A 21,084-nucleotide genomic window follows, 5' to 3' on the forward strand; every position below is an offset into this window, starting at 1 on the left:
AAAAGCAGCAGGGGCGGGGCTTAGGTGAGGCCAAGCCCCGTGGGTCTGCTTAGGAGGTGTTCCGATGCTTGAGCTGCCGGAGGCTTTTACTATTGCCGGACAGATAAATTCCACAATATTGGGAAAAACAATTATGAATGTAACCGCCGCTCAATCTCCCCATAAATTCGCTTGGTTTTTCGGAGAGCCGGAGGGCTACCACGGGCTGCTTTCGGGAAAAACTGTAGAAAGAGCGGAAGGCTTCGGGGGAATGGTAGAGATTAAAGCCGGTGGAGCCGTAATACTTGTCGGGGACGGTGTGGGGCTAAGGTATCATGCACAGGGAGACAGGCATCCTCAAAAGCACCAGCTTCTTATAGAGTTTGAGGATTTCTCGGCTGTCAGTGCTTCAGTGCAGATGTATGGAGGCATATGGTGCTTTAAGGAGGGGGAGCTGGACAACCCCTACTATAAGGTGGCAAAAGAAAAGCCTTCTCCCATAACGCCTCAATTTGACAGGGCATATTATGATTCCCTCATATCCCTGCTGGATATGCAAAAGCTCAGTGCAAAGGCTTTTCTTGCTACAGAGCAGAGGATTCCCGGCTTAGGAAACGGCGTGCTGCAGGACATTCTTTACAATTGTGGTATTCATCCCAAGAGGAAGGTGAGCACACTTGACAATAGGGACATAGACAGCCTGTTTAACTCTATAAAGTCCACCCTTTCGCAGATGGTCTTTGAAGGGGGACGGGACACCGAAAGGGATCTCTTTGGCTGCTATGGGGGGTACAGGACAAGGCTGTGCAAAAACACTGTGGACAAGCCCTGCGGTGTATGCGGCAGCACTATCCGCAAGGCAAGCTATATGGGAGGGAGCATATATTTCTGTGAGGGCTGCCAGAGGCTATAGGCCAAGCTTATGACGCAGTGCCTGAAGTTTTCTGTCTAATTGTGCAGACGTGTTTAAAAGCATGTCTCTCAAGTCTTTTTCCATGCTTGAGTATACTGCTTTAACGAATAGTAAAGCAAGGGAATCTTTTTTACAATCTTTATAAGAGGTGAATTATGGATAAGTCTCAATATAAAGAAATGAGCAGCAGGATAAAGAAGAGGAGGAAAGAGCTTGGATTTACCCAAGAACAAGTATGTGAAATGTTGGGCATATCTTACAGCTCTTACTCAAAAATAGAAAATGCGTTTCAAAAACCTTCACTTGGTACAATTGTTAAAATATCATTGTTGATGAAAATTTCCATAGACTATCTTGTATTCGGTAATGCCGAAGATAAAGGAAAAGCTGAATCAGATATATCCTACATGGCACTATCTGTCTTAGCCGGATGTGATATTGATAAATTGGAATATACTAATGAAATGCTTGGAAAACTTGTAAAAATATTTAAAGGTATTAAGAGCAATAATTGAACTGATAAAATGCTATTTATATACGAGGGATATTCTCTAAGGAATATAAATATGACAATACCGTAAATCCTAAAGATTTGCTGAACCAAATTAAGATTGTTTAAAGTATAATTTAAGAAAGAGGCCCTTATTTCAGACCTCTATCCTTTCCGTCAGCTTTTTTAAAAACAATTCTCCCGCCTTGTATATATCCCCTGCGCCCATTGTAATCACCAGATCCCCCGAAGACACATTTTCTTCAAGATATTCGGCTATGGCATCAAAGCTGTCAAGATATAACGCATCCTTTCCCGAGAATTTTATTCTGTCTGCAAGCACCGAAGCATGGATTTCTCCCGTGTCGGCCTCCCTTGCGGCATAAATATCGGATACAATTACGGTATCCGCATCCGAGAAGGCGGCTGCAAAGTCATCGAGAAGGAATTTGGTTCTGGTATAGGTATGAGGCTGGAAGACACACCACACCTTCCGCCGGCTTGCGTTTCGTGCGGCATTTAAGGTGGCCTTTACCTCCGACGGGTGGTGTGCATAGTCGTCTATCACCTTTATATCGTTATAGCTGCCCTTTAGCTCAAAGCGCCTGTGTGTGCCGTTAAACTTAAACAGACCCTCCCTTATGGCTTCCATGCCGCAGCCAAGGGTATAGCACGCACATATTGCCGCAAGGGAGTTGCTTACATTGTGTATTCCCGGCACATTAAGATCTATGCTTCCCATACGCTCCTTGTTTTTAAACACTATAAAGGAGGCGCATCCCCTCTGGTCGAAGGTAATTTCCTTTGCTGTCCAATCGGCATTCTGGTTCTCTATGCCGTAAGTAATTTTATTGCAGCAAACGCCGTCCAGCAGCCAGCGGATATTTGAATCATCCGCACAGCCTATTACATAGCCCTCCGGGGGAACAAGAGAAGCGAAGCGCAGAAAGGTATCCTTGACATGATCTATGTTCTTAAAATAATCAACATGATCCAGCTCTATATTCAGCACAACCGCTATAAACGGATTAAACTTTAAAAAGCTTCCGTAGTATTCACAGGCCTCTGTTAAAAAGTACTTGCCGCTTCCTATGCGCGTATTACCGCCTATGCTTGCGAGCTCCCCTCCTATATGCACGGTAGGATTTAAAGCCGCTTCCAGCATAATCATGGCAGCCATTGAGGTTGTCGTAGTCTTGCCGTGTGTGCCTGATATGGAGACGCTGAACGGATATTTCTTCATAAGCTGCCCAAGCAGAGCGGCCCTGTCTATTGTGGGAATGCCAAGCGCACTTGCCTTGCACAGCTCAGGGTTGTTTTCCTTCACCGCAACGGTATATACAACCAGATCAGGGTCCTCAATGTTATCCTCGTTGTGGTATATATGTATTCTTGCACCAAGCTTTTCAAGCTTCTGGGTTGCATCAGAGGCTTTTATATCGGAACCCGATACTTTATAGCCCAAATTTATGACGATCTCTGCCAGACCGCTCATGCTGCTTCCGCCTATTCCTATAAAGTGTATTTTTTTTACGTCCGACTCAAACAAGTTAAAATATGTCAAAGTATAAACACTCCTTCATCAGTGCATCAAACTGTGCGGGAAACAAAAGCACAGTAAATAAGGCCCCCGCATCTCTATGCACTACATATGATATGATACACCATTTTATATAAAAGAAAAAGTTCTTAAAATATAAAATATACAATTATTATATTATTAGTAGTATCCAAATATTAGTATTTATATAACTATTTAAGGCATGAACATTTTTTATTATATTTTACACTTTGTACTGTATATATAGTATAATATATATATTTAAAATTGAATTAATCTGAGGTATGAGGATGGATAAACTCCAAAGAAATGAACGCGTTTCGGCGTTAATTAAAATATTGTGCGATTCACCCGGGAAAATATTCACGCTTGGATATTTTGCTGAAATGTTCGGATCTGCAAAGTCTACAATAAGTGAAGACATAGATATTGCAGGAAATACTCTTAAGAGATTTGAGCTGGGAAATATAGAAACCATACCCGGTGCGGCAGGAGGAGTCAGGCTTATGCCCTTTCTGGGAAGAGGCAGGGTTCATGAGGTGCTGCATTCTCTTTGCGGAGAGCTGTCAAAAAGTGAAAGAATATTGCCGGGAGACTATATTTATATGCTCGACATTATTTGTGATCCTGAAAGAATAAGTAAAATAGCACGCATATTTGCAGGACATTTTTTTTCGCAAGGTGTGGATTATGTGGTCACCGTTGAGACAAAGGGGATACCTCTGGCTTTTGAGACTGCAAAGCATTTAAATGTTCCTTTGGTGATTGTAAGGCATTATAATGAAGCAACCGACGGCTCGTCTGTAAATATCAATTATGTATCGGGATCTTCAAAAAAGATTCAGACAATGGTGCTATCGTTAAAGGCATTAAGAAGAAAATCCAGACTGCTGTTTATAGATGACTTTATGAAGGGCGGGGGCACTGCAAAAGGAATTTTGGAGCTTGCAAAGGAGTTTGATTGTGAAGTGGCAGGCATAGGAGTGCTGATTGAGACTGCCCGGCCTCAAAAAAAATTGGTGGACAATTATTTTTCCCTTCTTACGCTTAATGAGGTAAATGAAGCCAAGGATTTGATTGATATAAAGCCCAGTATATCCTGGGTATAAAAAATTGCAATTAAGATATGATATGAAAAGATGAATATTATATAAAATTTTTAGTAGATTTTATAAAAAGTATACAAATTTTATTGCCCGTAAAGAAGGAAAATTTTATTTTATAGCGAATATTTATATTTAATATATACAAATATAACGGAAGGTGGTAACAGCTTATGGAGATTACAGACGTACGCATAAGGAAAATTGATGTAGAGGGAAAGATGAAGGCCGTTGTTTCTGTAACATTTGACAATGAATTTGTAATCCATGACATAAAGGTTATAGAAAGTCAAAACGGGCTGTTCGTTGCGATGCCAAGCAGGAAAACCCCAGATGGTGAGTTTAAAGACATAGCACATCCTATAAACGCTGCCGCCAGAGAAAAAATTCAAAAAGCAATTTTTGAAAAATATGAGTCTACCGCAAATGAATAATAGATATAAAAGGACACTTGATGAGGGTGTCTTTTTTCTTGATAAAATCTATATGGAAATAAGAAGGAAAACAACAATCGCTATATAGGACGCGATAAAGATTTTACAAACATAGAGGATATAATTGCTTACAGAAATTTTTAACTACAACGAAAAGACGCCTTGCGGGAAATGTCTCACGGGTATGTCATCAGGCGCTTTTCTTAGATGTATTCCTTACGGGTCAAAAAAATTTCTTACATCAAGTTATATCCTCCATGTAAAATCTTTATCGCTGCATATATAAATAAAAAGTTGAAACTTTTTATAAAAAGTGAGAAAATATATCCGTAAAACAGGCTGCTATGAATATAGTGTAACAGCTAAGGATGTTTTCCATATATATTTTATATAGTCGTATTGGGGGGACTGGCAGTATGAAACACCTAATAGCAGTAATACTTGCTGCGGGTGAAGGAAAAAGAATGAAGTCAAAAAACTCCAAGGTTTCACATCGGATTTTGAATAAGCCCATTATTGAATGGGTAAGTCAAGCAGCCGCAAAAGCGGGAGTTGACAAGCAAGTAGTGGTTGTGGGGCACCGCGCGGATCAGGTGATGGAATGCTTGGGGGACAGGGTGGAATATGTGACTCAGGCTGAGAGGCTGGGCACAGGGCATGCTGTAATGCAGGCGGAGGAGCAGCTCAAAGGTAAGGAAGGCTGTGTTATTATACTAAACGGGGATACTCCTCTTATAACTTCGGAGACTATTTTACGTACAGTAAGGTACCATGAGGAAAACTCAAATTCGGCTACCGTTATCACTGCTCTGCTGGATTGCCCTGACGGCTACGGAAGGGTTGTAAGAGACGGGCAGGGAAATGTACAAAAAATTGTCGAGCATAAGGATGCCTCTGAAGAGGAAAAAAATATAAGGGAAATAAATTCGGGAATTTATTGCTTTACTATATCCTGCCTTATGGAGGCGCTTAAAAAAATAAACAACGCAAACAGTCAGGGTGAGTATTACCTTACCGATACGCTGGAAATTCTTATAAAAAATAATCTTAAGGTAGGAGCGTTAAGGGCCGAGGATTCCGATGAAATTCTCGGAATAAATGACAGGCTTCAGTTGTCGCGTGCTTCTGAGATCTGCAGGAGAAAAATTTTAGAGAGGCACATGCTAGAAGGGGTCACTATAATTGATCCGGCATCCACATTTATAGGAGATGACGCAGAGATAGGCATGGATACGGTAATATACCCCGGTTCAATAATAGAGGGAAAAACGGTTATAGGAGAGGATTGCATTATAGGGCCCGACAGCAGGCTGGTTTCGGCACAGGTTGCAGATGGTGCGGAAATCAATAAATCTGTAGTCATTGAAAGCTTTGTAGGAGAGAAAGCTCATGTGGGGCCTTTTGCGTATGTCAGGCCGGGAAGCCATGTCGGAAGGAATGTAAAAATAGGAGATTTTGTTGAGGTCAAAAAATCTTCAATAGGGGACGGAACTAAAATATCACACCTTACATATGTGGGAGACGCGGAAGTCGGAAAAAATGTAAATTTGGGGTGCGGAGTTGTTTTTGTAAATTATGATGGAAGGAAGAAGTGCCGGGTTGTTGTGGGGGACAACAGCTTTATAGGCTGCAATGTAAATCTGATAGCACCGGTCACCGTTAAGGAAAATGCGTATATAGCCGCCGGCTCTACAATTACTGACGAGGTTCCACAAAACTCTCTTGCCATAGCAAGATCAAGACAGATAGTAAAGGAAAACTGGGTTAAGGAAAAGGATATGAAAAGAGATGGTAAATAGTATCTGGGACTGAAAACTATAGTTTAAGGAATAAGCTGTATTAATAGAGAAGAGGAAGAGAAATGAATTTACACGGAAAAGATATTAAGATTTTTGCTGGAAATTCCAATAGAGGCCTGGCAGAGGAAATTGCTGAAAAAATAGGTCTGCCGGTAGGGATGGCGACAGTGGGAAAGTTCAGCGACGGAGAGGTACAGGTTAATATAGGAGAAGTGGTTAGAGGGTCGGATGTGTTTATTATCCAGTCCACCTGTTGCCCTGTAAATGACAATCTTATAGAGCTTCTGGTTATGATAGATGCATTGAAAAGGGCTTCAGCAGGAAGAATCACTGCTGTTATGCCGTATTTTGGGTATGCCAGACAGGATAGAAAGGCAAAGGCAAGAGATCCAATCTCCGCCAAGCTCATTGCAAACCTCATCACAGTGGCGGGGGCAGACAGGGTTTTGACAATGGATTTACATGCACCTCAGCTTCAGGGCTTCTTTGACATACCGCTTGATCATCTTGTAGGAATGCCGCTGCTGGCTGAATACTTCAAGCAAAAGTTTAAAACCTTTGACGATGTGGTGGTTGTTTCCCCTGACGTAGGAAGTGTTACGCGATCCAGAAAGGTGGCGGAGCGTTTAGAAACTCCTCTTGCCATTATTGACAAAAGAAGGCCGAAAGCAAATGTATGCGAGATTATGAATATTATAGGTGATGTTAAGGATAAGAGGGTTATACTTGTAGATGATCTTATTGATACGGGAGGCACAATAGTAAATGCTGTTAACGCTCTTTCTGAAATAGGGGCTAAGGAAATATATGCCTGCTGCACCCACGGTGTGCTGTCCGGTCCTGCATTGGACAGGATAGAGGGATCTCCCATGAAAGAGCTTATTACCCTAAACACTATTCCTCTGCCTCAAGGCAGGCAGCTTTCAAAAATAAAGTCTCTGTCTGTGGCAGGTATATTTGCAGAGGCAATAGAGAGAATATACGGGGATATGTCAATAAGCACATTGTTTACACAGAGATAGCCGCACCATTGCGTATGCCGTGATGGGTAAATGTTCTCTAATTGGTTTCTGACAGTGAGAACAGTGAGGACAGTGAGGACAGGTTGGTAATTTTTAAAGGTAAGGCCTCTTTAGCAAGGGGCCTTAATGTCGCGTAAAAGCAATTGGAGGAGTGGATTTTTTGGATAGGCTTTTTATAGTTGTGGGATTGGGTAATCCCGGAAAAAAATATGACAATACAAGGCATAACGTGGGCTTTGACACGCTTGACCTGCTAGGGGCAAGGCATTGCATAAAAATATCGAAGCTGAAATTTAAGGCGCTTATAGGAGAAGGAAGCATAGACGGACAAAGGGTTATTCTGGCAAAGCCTCAGACCTTTATGAACTTAAGCGGCGAAAGTGTAAGAGATATAGCAGATTGGTACAAGGTCCCCTTAAGTGATGTTATAATAATATATGACGACATTGATTTAGATACTGGAAAGCTTAGAATACGGTCAAAAGGAAGTGCAGGCACTCATAATGGAATGAGGTCGATATTGTACCACATACAGTCGGAAAATTTCCCGCGTATAAGGATCGGAATAGGCCGGCCCCCGGAAGGCTGGGATTTGGCGGACTACGTCCTTTCCCGGTTTAAGGAGGATGAAAGAAGGGCAGTAAATACAAGTATTGATTTGGCTGTGGAGGCTGTTTCTTCAATTATCAGCGGAGGAATTGAAACGACTATGAGTAAATATAATAAATAATTACATATTAAATATGCCATATTTAATATGACAGCTACAGCTTATGAAAGGATTGCTATGAATAGTCTTATAAATCCGCTTCTCGAAATGCAGGAGTACAAAGACATCCTTAAATCAATTAAAAATTGTTCATTCCCAATTAATGTTACGGGGCCGGCTGATTCCCAGAAGGCCCATATTTGTCATGCCCTGTGCAGGCATGGAGGAGTTAAGGGACTGTTTATTACCTATAACGAAATGCAGGCCAGAAAAATGCATGAGGATTTTTCTTTTTTTATGGGCAATGAGGCAGTGCTTTTTCCCAATAAGGAAATAATATTGCATGATGTTGAGGCCAAAAGCTATGATGAAATTTTTCAAAGACTTACAATGCTTGACAGGATATTATCGGGAGATTACAGTATCATAGTCACTTCCGCAGAGGCTGCTGCCCATAAGCTTTCACCCGTCAAAGATTTTTTGGCAAATGTAATTAAAATAGGCCAAGGAGATAAAGTGAATTTATCGGCATTGCCGGCAAGGCTTGTGGCTATGGGGTATGAAAGAGTTGTGTCGGTTGAGGGAAAGGGGCAATTCTCCATAAGGGGAGGCATAATAGATATATTTGCGGTTAACAATGAATATGCTTCCCGAATAGAGCTTTTCGATGACGAGGTGGACTCTGTCAGAAGCTTTGATGTGGCCTCCCAGAGGTCTGTCAATAACCTGAGCATTGTCAGGATTATTCCCGCAAAGGAAGCAATGTACAGGCCTGAGGACAAGGAACAAATTATAAAGCAAATAGAAGCAGATTTGTCCCGGCATATCAAAAAGCCTGAAGTAATGGGCAGCTCTGACTATATAAAGCAGATAAAAGGAAAAATCAATTCAGGAATTGAGGCTTTCAGGAGCAATTATTATTTCCCCGGTATGGATAAATATATACCTTATATTATAAGCGAGCCTGCAAATTTGCTTGACTATGCCCGCAGCGGCGGCTGCGGCATGATTTTTGCAGACCAGCCTGAAAGACTTGGCCAGAGGCTTAATAATATTGCCCTGGAGCATTATGAGGGCTGTAAGGCCTTGATGGAAAAAGGCTATATACTGCCAAAGAGCTGTGAGGTGTTTTTTGAACCTGAGGATATTATAGACCGTATAGAAAACGGGAATGCGGTAACCTTAAATACTCTTCCAGCTCAGGGCGACAGGCTTAAACCGGCGGTAAGCTTCAGCATTCCTTCAAAGTCGGTAAGCATGTATTCGGGACATACCGATTTGCTTATGGATGATATAAAGAACTGGATGAAGGGCAAAAGCAGAATTATAATACTGTCGGGGCTCAGGCCACGGGGAGAAAGGCTGTCTTTGGCACTTTCCGAAAAAGGAATTGAAGCGCCTTATGTAGATGATAGTGATTATGAATTGGTTCAAGGGCAGGCTATTGTGACAAAGGGAAATTTAAACAAGGGCTTTGAATATCCTTCAATAGGTCTTGCGGTGGTAAGTGACAAAGAGGTGTTTTCACATGACAAAAAGCTTCGGAAAACATCTGCAAAAAAACAGGGAAGTAAAATAAAAATGTTTACAGACCTGTCTGTGGGGGATTTTGTAGTTCATCAGGCCCACGGAATAGGGCAATACGTAGGAATAGAAAAGCTTACCGTAGAGAACATTAAAAAGGACTATCTTAAAATAAGATATCAGGAGGGAGGATATCTCTATATTCCCACCAACCAGCTTGACCTGATACAAAAATATATAGGCTCGGACGGCAAAACTCCTAAAATGAACAAGCTGGGAGGTCTTGAGTGGAGCAAGGCAAAAAGCAGGGTTAAGGAATCCTTAAGGGAGCTTGCAGGGGAACTGGTTAAGCTGTATGCGCAGAGGCAGTCTCTCAAGGGCTTTGCCTTTTCTAAGGACACAATATGGCAGAATCAGCTTGAAGAGCTGTTTCCATACGAGGAAACGGGAGATCAATTAAAATGTATTGAGGAAATAAAGGAGGACATGGAGTCTGAAAGACCCATGGACAGGTTGCTTTGCGGAGATGTGGGCTACGGTAAAACAGAGGTGGCTATAAGAGCTGTGTTTAAAGCCGTTATGGACGGAAAGCAGGTGGCATACCTTGTGCCTACTACAGTGCTCGCCCAGCAGCAATATAACAATTTCAAGGAAAGGATAAAGGACTTTCCGGTATCGGTGGATGTAGTGTCGCGGTTCCGCACCCGGCCTGAGCAAAAACAGATATTAAAGGGCGTAAAATCGGGAAATATAGATATATTGATAGGCACTCACAGGCTGCTTCAAAAGGATATACAGTTTAAGGATCTCGGACTTCTTGTAGTGGATGAGGAACAGCGTTTTGGAGTATCCCATAAGGAGAGGCTTAAAAACATAAGGCCCAATGTCGATGTTTTGACGCTTACTGCCACACCTATACCGAGAACTCTTCATATGTCGCTTGTGGGAATAAGAGATATAAGCGTTATAGAGGATCCGCCGGAGGAGCGTTATCCGGTACAGACGTATGTAATGGAGCACAATGCCGAGGTTATAAGGGATGCCGTTGTAAGAGAACTCGGCAGAAACGGCCAGGTGTTTTATTTATATAACCGCGTGAGGTCGATACAGATGAAGGCGGCAGAGATACAGCAGCTCATTCCCGATGCGAGGGTGGCAGTGGCACACGGGCAAATGGATGAGGGGCAGCTTGAGGATATTATGTTCAGCTTTATAAAGGGTGAATATGACATCCTTGTATGTACCACTATAATTGAGTCGGGGCTTGATATGCCTAATGTAAATACCATTATTGTTGAGGATGCGGACAGAATGGGACTTTCGCAGCTATACCAGCTCAGGGGAAGAGTAGGGCGTTCCAACAGGCTGGCTTACGCGTATATTACATACAGGCGGGACAAGGTCTTAAGCGAAATAGCGGAGAAGAGACTTCAGGCGATTAAGGAATTTACGGAGTTCGGCTCGGGCTTTAAAATTGCAATGAGAGATTTGGAAATAAGGGGTGCAGGCAATCTTTTGGGGCCGGAGCAGCACGGGCATATGGAATCGGTGGGCTACGACATGTACTGCAGACTTTTGGATGAGGCGGTGAGAGAGCTTAAAGGAGAGGTTTTCGAGCCGGATGAGGATGAGATATCAATTGATATAAATGTAAATGCATATATTGATGATATGTATATAAAAACCGAAAGCCAAAAAATAGAAATGTATAAAAAAATAGCGTCAATCGCAAACGAGCAGGATGTTATCGACATAGAGGATGAGCTGATGGACAGGTATGGAGAAATACCGCAGCCTGTAAAAAACCTCCTCCAAATTGCCTCTCTAAAAGCTCTTGCGAAAGTATGCGGCTTTATATCCATACAGGAGAGGGGAGCCTTGGTATTGCTTCAATATAAAAACAGCGGCTGTGTAAATCTTGATATACTGGGAAAGCTGATGGACAAGTACAAAAGAAGGTTGATATTTACAGCCAGTAATACTCCCTATATTACTTTTAAAACATCCGACATAAACAGACAAAATCTTCTAGGCAATATTAAGATTTTGTTACAGGACATTATTGAATTGAAGTAAGAGGCAGAATGAATTATAATTAAAATTGGTTTGTATGTTAAAGTTTACGGTCTGTTATAAAAATATTCGGTCGAGAGACCAACGGGCCGAATGTGTATGTGAATTTTAGGGGATAAAGACATTTTTCTTTCCCGTAAAATTCAGAAGAACTAAATAATAGGATGAGGAGAGATAAAATTGAACAGAAAACGGCTTTATATCATAATTGCTGTGGTTTTGGTTGTTGCCCTTGCGATATCAGGCAGTATTTATTATTTCAATTCTAATAATTATGTCGTAAAGGTTGGGGACAAAAAAATCTCAAAGGAAGAATATCAGTTTTTCTTAAGTCTGGCGGAAAATCAAGTTAAGACTACATTAGGAATTACCACCTTAGGAGAGACGGAGATGAAGACGAAGGTAGGAAATCAGACAATAGAGGAATTAATACGTGAGACTGCCCTTGATAAGGCGGTGGAATACAAAATAGAGCTGGTTAAGGCTGGAGAGCAGAAAATAGCTTTGAGCAGTGAGGAGTTAAAAAATCTTAACGCAAATCTCGATCAATTTATAGAAAGCTTCGGAAGCGCCTTAGAGGCTGACAAGCAGCTTAAAGAGCAGTATGGTGTTGACGAAAAAAGCTTTAAATCAATATATAAGCAATTTTCTTTAACACAAAAGTTCAGAAGTGAGGAATCAAAAAAAATCACATTTTCCGATGAAGAGATAAAAGCCGAATATGACAGTGATCCTGGAAAATATGGAGAAGTAACGATTAAGCATGTTTTAATAAAAACTATAGATGATGCCGGAGCAGCTCTTCCCGAGGATAAGATTAAAGAGGCGGAGGCAAAGGCAAACGGTATTCTTTCTCAGGTAAATTCCGGACAGGATATCGGGCTGCTTGCAAAGGAATATTCCGAGGATCCGGGTTCAAAGGACACCGGAGGGGAATATACCTTTAAAAAGGACGGCCAAATGGTTCCGGAGTTTGAAAATTGGGCTTTTGAGCATAAGGAGGGTGATACCGGGGTTGTAAAAACAAGCTACGGATATCATGTAATGAAGCTTGAAAAGCTCAACATACCAAGCTTTGATGAGGTAAAGGACAGTGTTAAGAATGAAATGGTAAGCAGTAAATTCAATGAAGACTACGCAAAGCAGATGGAGACGTGGAAGAAGGAAGCCCAGTTCATAGTTACTAAAAATGAAAAGAAGCTCAGTGACATAAAGATATAAATTGACTAAGCCATATAAATTGTGATATATTAAATTTTGGAAATTAAAGCCACGAAGGCTTTTGGATTTATAGTATATTACCTTATAATTTGACTGATCTGCTTTGGGATGAACCCAAAAGGATACCGGATAAAGGGATCTTTTTGGGTTTAAATTTTTGCTTTTGGAGGTGTGTATTTATGCATATGGCTGACACTTTGATATCACCGGCTGTTGGAGGAATTATGTGGGCGGCTTCTGTCGGAGCTATTGCTTACTCTATTAAAAAAACCGGTGATGATCTTGAACAGAAAAAAATTCCTATCATGGGTGTTATGGGTGCCTTTGTATTTGCGGCACAGATGATTAATTTTTCCATACCCATGACGGGGTCAAGCGGCCACATAGGAGGAGGAATGCTTCTTTCCATCCTGCTTGGGCCTTATGCCGGATTTCTCACTATGGCCTCAATACTGGCCATACAAGCATTGTTTTTTGCTGATGGGGGCTTGCTGGCTTTTGGATGCAATGTTTTCAATATGGGGTTCTATACATGCTTTGTTGCCTACCAACTTATTTACAGAAGAATTATACACAGGGGCTTTTCAGCGGGACGTATTTTTACCGCTTCCATGCTCACGGCAGTTATCGGGCTTCAGCTTGGATCCTTCAGCGTGGTGCTGCAAACCCTGTTTTCGGGGAAAACGGAATTGCCGTTTGCAGCATTTACTCTTATGATGCAGCCTATTCATCTTGCCATAGGAATAGTGGAGGGGCTTATTACCTCAGCAGTAGTGGTGTTTATATGGAAGGCGCGTCCCGAAATTGTTGAAAGAAGCGCACAGGGCGAGCCTATAGGGAATGTATCGGTAAAAAGAGTGGTTGCAGCACTTGCTGCTGCTGTTGTCATAACAGGGGGAATGCTGTCGTGGTTTGCGTCATCATATCCCGACGGACTGGAATGGTCTGTGTTTAATACTAACGGAAACAGTGAGATTGAGTCCTCAGGAGAGGTTCACACCACCATGTCGGATATTCAAAGCAAGACGGCATTTTTGCCCGACTATGGCTTTAAGGTGCCGGAGGAAGAAGCACAGCAAGGTGCCGAAGGCGGTGGGGAGCGATGGCCCTCGGTCAATGCGGGAACAAGTGTCTCGGGGCTGGTTGGGGGAGTAATGACGCTGGCTCTGGCAGCTTTGTCCGGTTTGGCAATAGCATTGATAAAGAGAGGTAAAAAGGCGGGCGCGGCATAACAGCCCAATATTTTTATTATGACTAATATTACTAATTCGCTCTACACTATAAGATTTTTTGATATGGCCGCCCGCAAGGGAACCTTTATTCATAGAATACACCCTGTTGCAAAGCTGTTGGCTGCAATCACATACATACTTGTTGCTTCATCCTTCGGGAAATATGATATTATTCCGCTGCTTCCGCTTGTTTTTTACCCTGTTGTACTGTTGGCTGTGGGAGATATTCCCGTGATGCCTGTGGCTAAAAGAATGCTTTTGGCGGGACCGTTTATAGCAGGCATGGGAATATTAAACCCTTTATTTGATCACGGCGTATTTTACGTAGGCGGTGTTAGTATAGGGGCAGGATGGATCGCATGCATGTCTTTGATTATAAAGGGAGCATTAACGGTGATGTCGGCACTGCTGCTTATTGCGATTACCGGCATGGATAAAACGGCGCAGGCTCTGCGGATGCTCAAGGTTCCCCGTGCATTTGTTTTACAGCTTCTTTTAACCTATCGATATATATCGGTGTTGATGGAGGAAACTGCAAGGGTACTGACGGCATATAATTTAAGAGCCTCTGCCCGAAAGGGCTCCGGGAAGGGTGTCAAGAAGAATGCATGGGGATCTCTTGCGGGGCAATTGCTTTTAAGAACCTTGGGCAGAGCCGAGCGCGTACATGGGGCTATGCTTATGAGGGGCTTCAATGGTGAGTACAATACCGGGGAGCTTGCTCCAATGAATATAAAGGATATTGCGTATTTGGCCATATGGGTCTTGTTTTTTGCTGCAGTGAGGATTTATAATATTCCTGCATTGATAGGCTTATTAATAACGGGAGTGCTTTAAATGAGCGATTATATCACCAGTGTAAAGAATTTAGTGTATACTTATCCCGACGGACATACCGCTGTAAGGGATATATCCTTTGAAATTAAAAGGGGAGAGTCGATAGGGATTATAGGAGCAAACGGTGCGGGAAAATCTACCTTGCTCATGCTTATTATGGGATTGCTAATGCCGCAAAGCGGTGAAATATGGGTGGAGGAGCTTAAGGTTACACCCAAAAGCTTAACGGCTGTCCGTCAAAGGATAGGTATGGTTTTACAGGATCCTGACGACCAGCTTTTTATGGCAAATGTATATGACGATGTAGCTTTTGGCCCCAGAAACTATAAGCTTGATGAGGCAGAAGTAAATGAGAGAGTGACAAAAGCACTTCAAACAGTGGGGATATTATATTTGAAGGATCGCCCTCCATTCAGGCTGTCGGGAGGGGAAAAGCGGGCCGCTGCCATTGCTTCAGTGCTGTCCATGCAGCCGGGCATACTGGTTATGGATGAGCCTACCTCTTCTCTTGATCCTAAAGCCAGACGCAGGCTAATATCCATGCTTAAGGAACTCAGTCAGACTAAAATCATTACCTCTCATGACATGGACATGGTTATGGAGGTATGCGACAGAGCAATAGTGCTTAAGGAGGGCAGGATAGCGGCTGACGGACTCGCACGGGACATACTTGCCGATTGCAGGCTTCTGGAGGAATGTGGATTGGAGAGCCCTCTAAGCTTGCAGAATTGCCCGCTGTGCGGAAGTAAAAAACAGGATCCCGGCCATTAGGCGCAGGACTCCTGTTTTTTTAAATTTATTACCCTCCCAACTGGGATTTTATCTGCATAACCTCATTCTGATTTGCCTGTGCTGCAGGCTGATAAAAGCCCTTTTGCTCCGCCAGCTTATAAAGATCATACTGGAAGGTTTCGCAGCTGTTCCTTATTTGCTGAATTGTTTGCCTTAACTGAGGGTTTGACGATTGGGAAATAACACTTGCATATCCGGTAAGACTACTGTTGATTTGGCTTAAAACGTCATTAACCATATCCTTTTCCTTCATTTTGCTTCCTCCTAATTTAAAAATGACATAAGCTTTTGCTTTGTGTTCATTGCATCCTGTGCCGATTTTTCAAACAATTGCTTAACCTGAGAGTCCGAGCACTGCTGTGCATATGTTTGAAGCTTTTGATACGATGTTTTATGTGAGCCTATAAGATGTCTTAAATTTTGAAGCTCAAGATGGTTTAATTGTGACATTTTATTATCTCCTTTCAACATTTTAATTTACAAGCTATAGTATTAAAAAAAAGGAAGATTAATATTCATAATTATATGAGCAATACAAGCAAACATTATATATAATGTTTTTGTAAAGAAAAAAGTATTTATGCTGTAAGGGGGATGTAATCAGCTTTATTAAAAAAAGATAGGTATTTTGGACTGTTGACACTATATATTGTGTGTGGTATTATTCTAATGTCTAAATGTTGAGTAGCTTAGCAAATAGCTTAGCAATTAGCTTAGCAAGTGGCTTGGTGAGTTTTAGTAAGTTTATCAGGCAGCTTATTAGACGGCTATAGATAATTACATACAGGTGCTTTACTTATGCAGGACTCATGCATTGCATAGGAAGGTTGTGCACTTTTCGGCCTGTCGGCGGGTTTTGCCGGTAGGCTCTAATTGTGTCTTTGCAGCAATTAATTTTAATAAACGTGAGGGGAAGGGATATAGTGATTACAAAAATTAGAAAGCGTGATGGAAGAGAGGCACCCTTTAACATTGAAAAAATAGCAAACGCCATATTTAAGGCCGCCAGTGCAACGGGAGGAAAGGACTATAAGACTGCCATGACTCTGGCGGAGAAGGTTACGGATTACATAGACAAAAATCTTCATAAAAACGTTCCCGGAGTGGAAGAAATTCAGGATGCCGTTGAGAAGGTTCTTATAGAAACAGGGCACGCCAGAACGGCAAAGGAATTTATATTATACAGGGCCGAAAGGACGCGCATAAGAGATATGAATACCCGCCTGATGAAGATCTTTGAGGATCTGACGTTCAAGGAGGCTAAGGATAATGACTTGAAGCGTGAAAATGCCAACATAGACGGCGACACAGCCATGGGTACCATGCTGAAGTACGGGTCCGAGGGAGCAAAGGAGTTTTATGAGATGTTTGTTCTCAAGCCTGAGCATGCCGGGGCACATAGGGTGGGAGATATTCATATACATGATATGGACTTTCTGACACTCACAACTACTTGCTGCCAGATAGACATGGTTGAGCTTTTTAAGGGAGGCTTCAGCACAGGCCACGGTTATTTAAGGGAGCCCAACGACATTCACAGCTATTCCGCGCTGACATGCATTGCCATACAATCCAATCAGAATGATCAGCATGGAGGCCAGAGCATACCTAATTTTGACTATGGAATGGCTCCGGGAGTGGCTAAAACCTATATAAAGCTTTACAGGCAAAATCTTTTAAAGGCTGTGGAGCTTTTGACCGGTACCCAGGAGTATAATGAAAAGATTAAAGGAATGTTTGAGGAGATTGCTTCAAAGCATGGAAGGCTACCATCCCTCGAGGGAGACGAGGAGTATAGGAAGCTTGAGACAGAGCTCATGAGTGCCTTTGTTGAGGAGCATATTATTGCAAAGTCTCAGGCTTTTGCCAGAGAAAAGACCAGCGCCGAAACTGACAGGAACACATATCAGGCTATGGAGGCGTTTATACACAATCTTAACACAATGCACAGCAGAGCGGGAGCTCAGATACCCTTCAGCTCAATTAATTATGGAACAGATACATCGCCTGAGGGAAGAATGGTAGTAAAAAATCTTTTGCTGGCCACTGAGGCAGGGCTTGGAAACGGAGAGACACCTATATTCCCCATACACATCTTCAAGGTTAAGGAGGGTGTAAGCTATAACCCTGAGGATCCCAACTACGACTTGTTCAAGCTGGCTTGCAGGGTTAGTGCAAAAAGGCTTTTCCCCAACTTTTCGTTTTTGGATGCCCCATACAACTTAAAGTATTACAGGCCCGGAAAGCCCGAGACGGAAATCGCATATATGGGTTGCAGGACCAGAGTGGTAGGCAATGTGCATGACCCGTCCAGAGAAATCATATACGGAAGAGGAAACTTGAGCTTTACTACTGTTAATCTTCCCAGAATAGCCTTAAGAAGCAATAAAAACATAAATATTTTCTTTGAGGAGCTAGACAAGAAAATAGATCTCGTTATAGACCAGCTTATTGAAAGATTTGAAATACAGGCAAGAAAAAAGGTAAAAAACTTTCCTTTTCTTATGGGACAGGGAATATGGATTGATTCGGATAAGCTTGGATGGGATGACGAAATAAGAGATATTTTAAAGCATGGCACTCTAAGCATGGGCTTCATAGGATTGGCAGAGTGCCTGAAGGCCTTGACGGGCAGCCACCATGGCGAGTCGGAGCAGTCGCAGAATCTGGGACTTGAAATTATAGGCTATATGAGAAAGCGTATGGATGAGGCGAGCAGTAAATACAAGCTGAATTTTACACTCCTTGCAACACCTGCCGAAGGCACGTCGGGAAGGTTTGTAAAATTTGACAGGGACATTTTTGGTCCGATTGAAGGCATAACCGACAGGGAGTATTACACAAACAGCTTCCACATACCTGTTTATTATGAAATAAATGCGTTTGATAAGATAAAGACTGAGGCTCCCTATCATGAGATGACTAATGCGGGACACATTACCTATGTTGAGGTGGACGGAGATCCCACCAACAACCTTCAGGCCTTTGAAAAAATAATAAGGACGATGAAGGAGGCGGGCATAGGCTATGGCTCTGTAAACCATCCTGTAGACAGAGACCCTGTTTGCGGGTATACGGGGATTATAGGAGAGGTATGCCCTAAATGCGGAAGAAGTGAAGGGGATATAACATTTGAGCGCATAAGGAGGATTACAGGCTATCTCGTAGGAACGCTTGAGCGCTTCAATGATGCAAAAAAAGCCGAGGAAAGGGACAGAGTAAAGCATATGTAAGCTTTAAGGCTGCCTCAAAATTATGCTTTGCGGCAGCCTTTTTAGGCATGAAAGGAGACACCCATCTGATGAGTGCTATCTTAAGGGTTGCGGGAATAGTAAAGGAGTCTATTGTAGACGGGCCCGGTATAAGGTTTGTGGTATTTGCACAGGGATGCCCGCATAGATGTCCGGGTTGCCACAATCCCCATACCCATTCCTTTGAGGGCGGTGCTGTGATAGAGGTTGACGACATTGTTGAGCTTGCAGCCAAAAATCCAATGCTTAAAGGCATTACCTTCAGCGGAGGAGAGCCGTTTGAGCAGGGGCAGGGCTTTGCGGAGCTTGCATATAAGGTGGGCAGGCTGGGTATGGATGTAATGACATACACAGGCTACACCTACGAGGAAATTACAACAGGCTGTGAAAAAAGACCCGAATGGGGAATGCTTATAGACAGAACCGATATACTTGTGGACGGACGCTTTGAGCTTGACAGAAAGAATCCCTTGCTGGCGTTTAAAGGCTCTGAGAATCAGAGGATAATAGATGTGAAAAAATCCAGAGCACTGGGCAGAGTGGTAGAGGTTGAGCTGTAGCTGATGGGGCTGTTATAATTGTGCTATTGTAGAGTTAAAGTTCCCTTGTCCGCATATTTTAAGAGCAAATCTATGTTAATCCATTAAAATTTCTGGTAAAATAATAGTATATTGAAGGCTGCGAAAGGGGAAATCATATGTCTAAGCATACAAAAGCAGCACAAGACAGTGACTTTATAATGCTGCCTGTTGTGGACTTTGTTTTCAAGCTTTTGTTTGGAGACATTAAGCATAAGGAAAGGCTCATATCGCTGCTAAGTGCCATACTGAGGCTGCCTGAGAAGGAGTTTGAAGGGATAGAAATTATCAACACCGAGCTGCCGAGGATGTTCGAGGAGGACAAAAAGGGTATACTTGATATACGCGCGAGGTTTTCCGGGGGAAAGCAGGTGGATATAGAGATACAGGTGCTGCCGTCGGTGTTTATGGCTGAGAGGACGCTGTACTATTTGGGCAAGATGTACACGATGCAGGTAAAAGAGGGAGAAACCTTTCACGCACTTAAAAAGTGCATAGCAATAAATATAGTGGACTATGAATTTCTGCCTGTGAATAAGATGCACACGGTATACCACTTAAATGAGGATGAGACGGGGCACAGGCTGACGGATGTGGTTGAGGTGCATTTCTGTGAGCTTAAGAAGGTAAGAGAAGGGACTGGGATAACGGATATGAATGACCCGTCTATAGACTGGATGAGGTTTATAGGTGCAAGGACGAAGGGAGAGATGGAGATTATGGCTGAGACAAACGAGACTATAAGGGACGCGTTCAATTATTTGCAGGTTATAAGCAATGACGAGCAAAAGAGGTTGGAGTATGAGTCAAGGCAGCTCTGGCTTATGGATCAGAGGACAAGGGAGAAGGTTGCCAGAGACGAGGGCAGAGACGAGGGCAGAGAGGAGGGTAAGCAAGAAGGCGCTCTGCAAGCAAAAACGGGTATAGTGAAGAACCTTCGCAGCATGGGTATGAAGACTTCCGACATAGCCAGGGTCACAGGGCTTACGGAGGAAGAGATTGAGGATATAAAATAATTTGATGGTGTTTTAAGCAGATTTGATATCCTACAAAAACAGTGGTATACTTGGAATATAAAAAAATAATTTGCAGTCGGTTGGGCAGACTTAAGGTCTGTTTCAAGAGATTTCGCTTCTGGGGTGGGAGGCTCTTTATATGAGCTTTCCACCTTTGTTTTTTTAAAAAGACGAAAAAGGGGGAAGGACAATGAATAAGGTGGGGAAGGGGATTATTTTTGCGCTTATATATCTTGCTGCCGCTACAGCGGTTGCAATTGTAGCTGCCAATGTCATGAGATAGGTCAACGTATTGAGGAAAAAGCAAGGGGATAAGCAAAAATCGGCTTTAGGCTATCCCCTTTGATGCTTTTTAATGAGGCTGGGGTGTGAATATTTTTTAGTGTAAATGGAATAATCCACCAAATTTGTGTTAATAATTTTAATGCAGCATAAATCGGGCGACGCTGAGGAGCGACCCAACGCTTGCTGCAGCTTATACGATGAATGGCGGACTTTATTGTTCGCCGTTTTTCTATTCATCGGTAAGCTCCAAGCGGATAAACCTCGG

Annotated in this window: 18 protein-coding genes and 1 other annotated feature; of the genes, 15 read left to right on the forward strand and 3 right to left on the reverse strand. The window is 42.6% G+C overall.

Features of this window, described 5'->3' with window-relative positions; all coding sequences use genetic code 11:
- The first annotated feature begins 64 nt into the window (after window positions 1-64).
- On the forward strand, window positions 65-892 hold the full coding sequence (locus DFR58_RS06315; protein ID WP_114296959.1) for an endonuclease VIII: 828 nt from the start codon (window positions 65-67) through the stop codon (window positions 890-892).
- A 155-nt stretch (window positions 893-1,047) separates the two neighbouring features.
- On the forward strand, window positions 1,048-1,407 hold the full coding sequence (locus DFR58_RS06320) for a helix-turn-helix domain-containing protein (protein ID WP_114296960.1): 360 nt from the start codon (window positions 1,048-1,050) through the stop codon (window positions 1,405-1,407).
- A 132-nt stretch (window positions 1,408-1,539) separates the two neighbouring features.
- Here DFR58_RS06320 and murC read toward each other — a convergent pair whose 3' ends face one another.
- Entirely contained in the window at window positions 1,540-2,946 is a 1,407-nt protein-coding gene (murC, locus tag DFR58_RS06325; protein WP_114296961.1) for a UDP-N-acetylmuramate--L-alanine ligase, read from the reverse strand.
- Between the two features lie 287 nt (window positions 2,947-3,233).
- Between murC and purR the strand changes: the two genes are divergently transcribed.
- The 10 genes from purR to DFR58_RS06375 all read left to right on the forward strand — a co-directional run bounded on the left by purR (window position 3,234) and on the right by DFR58_RS06375 (window position 15,668).
- Window positions 3,234-4,052 (forward strand): pur operon repressor, encoded by an 819-nt coding sequence (gene purR / locus DFR58_RS06330; protein WP_114296962.1) that lies wholly within the window; start codon window positions 3,234-3,236, stop codon window positions 4,050-4,052.
- A gap of 167 nt (window positions 4,053-4,219) precedes the next feature.
- Window positions 4,220-4,480 carry a septation regulator SpoVG gene (gene spoVG, locus DFR58_RS06335; RefSeq protein WP_114296963.1) on the forward strand — a complete coding sequence of 87 codons (261 nt, stop codon included), beginning with the start codon at window positions 4,220-4,222 and terminating at the stop codon, window positions 4,478-4,480.
- Between the two features lie 416 nt (window positions 4,481-4,896).
- Complete coding sequence (gene glmU, locus DFR58_RS06340; RefSeq protein ID WP_114296964.1) at window positions 4,897-6,279, forward strand: bifunctional UDP-N-acetylglucosamine diphosphorylase/glucosamine-1-phosphate N-acetyltransferase GlmU; 1,383 nt, start codon at window positions 4,897-4,899, stop codon at window positions 6,277-6,279.
- A 62-nt stretch (window positions 6,280-6,341) separates the two neighbouring features.
- Window positions 6,342-7,301: a ribose-phosphate diphosphokinase gene (locus DFR58_RS06345; RefSeq protein WP_114296965.1), complete on the forward strand. Its 960-nt coding sequence runs from the start codon at window positions 6,342-6,344 to the stop codon at window positions 7,299-7,301.
- A 160-nt stretch (window positions 7,302-7,461) separates the two neighbouring features.
- The gene (gene pth, locus DFR58_RS06350) at window positions 7,462-8,031 is read left to right on the forward strand and encodes an aminoacyl-tRNA hydrolase (protein WP_114296966.1); all 570 of its coding nucleotides are present in this window, start codon (window positions 7,462-7,464) and stop codon (window positions 8,029-8,031) included.
- Between the two features lie 57 nt (window positions 8,032-8,088).
- On the forward strand, window positions 8,089-11,610 hold the full coding sequence (gene mfd / locus DFR58_RS06355) for a transcription-repair coupling factor (RefSeq protein ID WP_114296967.1): 3,522 nt from the start codon (window positions 8,089-8,091) through the stop codon (window positions 11,608-11,610).
- Between the two features lie 177 nt (window positions 11,611-11,787).
- Window positions 11,788-12,828 (forward strand): peptidylprolyl isomerase, encoded by a 1,041-nt coding sequence (locus tag DFR58_RS06360; RefSeq protein ID WP_114296968.1) that lies wholly within the window; start codon window positions 11,788-11,790, stop codon window positions 12,826-12,828.
- A gap of 179 nt (window positions 12,829-13,007) precedes the next feature.
- Window positions 13,008-14,060: an energy-coupling factor ABC transporter permease gene (locus DFR58_RS06365; protein WP_114296969.1), complete on the forward strand. Its 1,053-nt coding sequence runs from the start codon at window positions 13,008-13,010 to the stop codon at window positions 14,058-14,060.
- Window positions 14,061-14,078: 18 nt separating this feature from the next.
- The gene (gene cbiQ, locus DFR58_RS06370) at window positions 14,079-14,897 is read left to right on the forward strand and encodes a cobalt ECF transporter T component CbiQ (RefSeq protein ID WP_114296970.1); all 819 of its coding nucleotides are present in this window, start codon (window positions 14,079-14,081) and stop codon (window positions 14,895-14,897) included.
- The gene (locus DFR58_RS06375) at window positions 14,898-15,668 is read left to right on the forward strand and encodes an energy-coupling factor ABC transporter ATP-binding protein (protein ID WP_114296971.1); all 771 of its coding nucleotides are present in this window, start codon (window positions 14,898-14,900) and stop codon (window positions 15,666-15,668) included.
- A 28-nt stretch (window positions 15,669-15,696) separates the two neighbouring features.
- Here DFR58_RS06375 and DFR58_RS06380 read toward each other — a convergent pair whose 3' ends face one another.
- Window positions 15,697-15,942 (reverse strand): spore coat protein, encoded by a 246-nt coding sequence (locus tag DFR58_RS06380; RefSeq protein WP_114296972.1) that lies wholly within the window; start codon window positions 15,940-15,942, stop codon window positions 15,697-15,699.
- 11 nt (window positions 15,943-15,953) lie between these two features.
- A complete protein-coding gene (locus DFR58_RS06385) occupies window positions 15,954-16,139 on the reverse strand; it encodes a hypothetical protein (protein ID WP_114296973.1) in 186 nt (61 codons plus the stop codon).
- Window positions 16,140-16,612: 473 nt separating this feature from the next.
- Here DFR58_RS06385 and DFR58_RS06390 point away from each other — a divergent pair, with 473 nt between their 5' ends.
- The 3 genes from DFR58_RS06390 to DFR58_RS06400 all read left to right on the forward strand — a co-directional run bounded on the left by DFR58_RS06390 (window position 16,613) and on the right by DFR58_RS06400 (window position 20,534).
- The gene (locus tag DFR58_RS06390) at window positions 16,613-18,922 is read left to right on the forward strand and encodes an anaerobic ribonucleoside triphosphate reductase (protein WP_114296974.1); all 2,310 of its coding nucleotides are present in this window, start codon (window positions 16,613-16,615) and stop codon (window positions 18,920-18,922) included.
- Window positions 18,923-18,990: 68 nt separating this feature from the next.
- Complete coding sequence (nrdG, locus tag DFR58_RS06395; RefSeq protein ID WP_114296975.1) at window positions 18,991-19,500, forward strand: anaerobic ribonucleoside-triphosphate reductase activating protein; 510 nt, start codon at window positions 18,991-18,993, stop codon at window positions 19,498-19,500.
- A gap of 137 nt (window positions 19,501-19,637) precedes the next feature.
- Entirely contained in the window at window positions 19,638-20,534 is an 897-nt protein-coding gene (locus DFR58_RS06400) for an Rpn family recombination-promoting nuclease/putative transposase (RefSeq protein ID WP_114296976.1), read from the forward strand.
- A 78-nt stretch (window positions 20,535-20,612) separates the two neighbouring features.
- Window positions 20,613-20,667: a sequence feature (sodium ion sensor (DUF1646 type); this cis-regulatory element may regulate processes involved in with the transportation of sodium ions), on the forward strand.
- Window positions 20,668-21,084 lie beyond the last annotated feature (417 nt).

It is taken from the genome of Anaerobacterium chartisolvens (genome assembly GCF_003337415.1).
GTDB lineage: Bacteria > Bacillota > Clostridia > Acetivibrionales > DSM-27016 > Anaerobacterium > Anaerobacterium chartisolvens.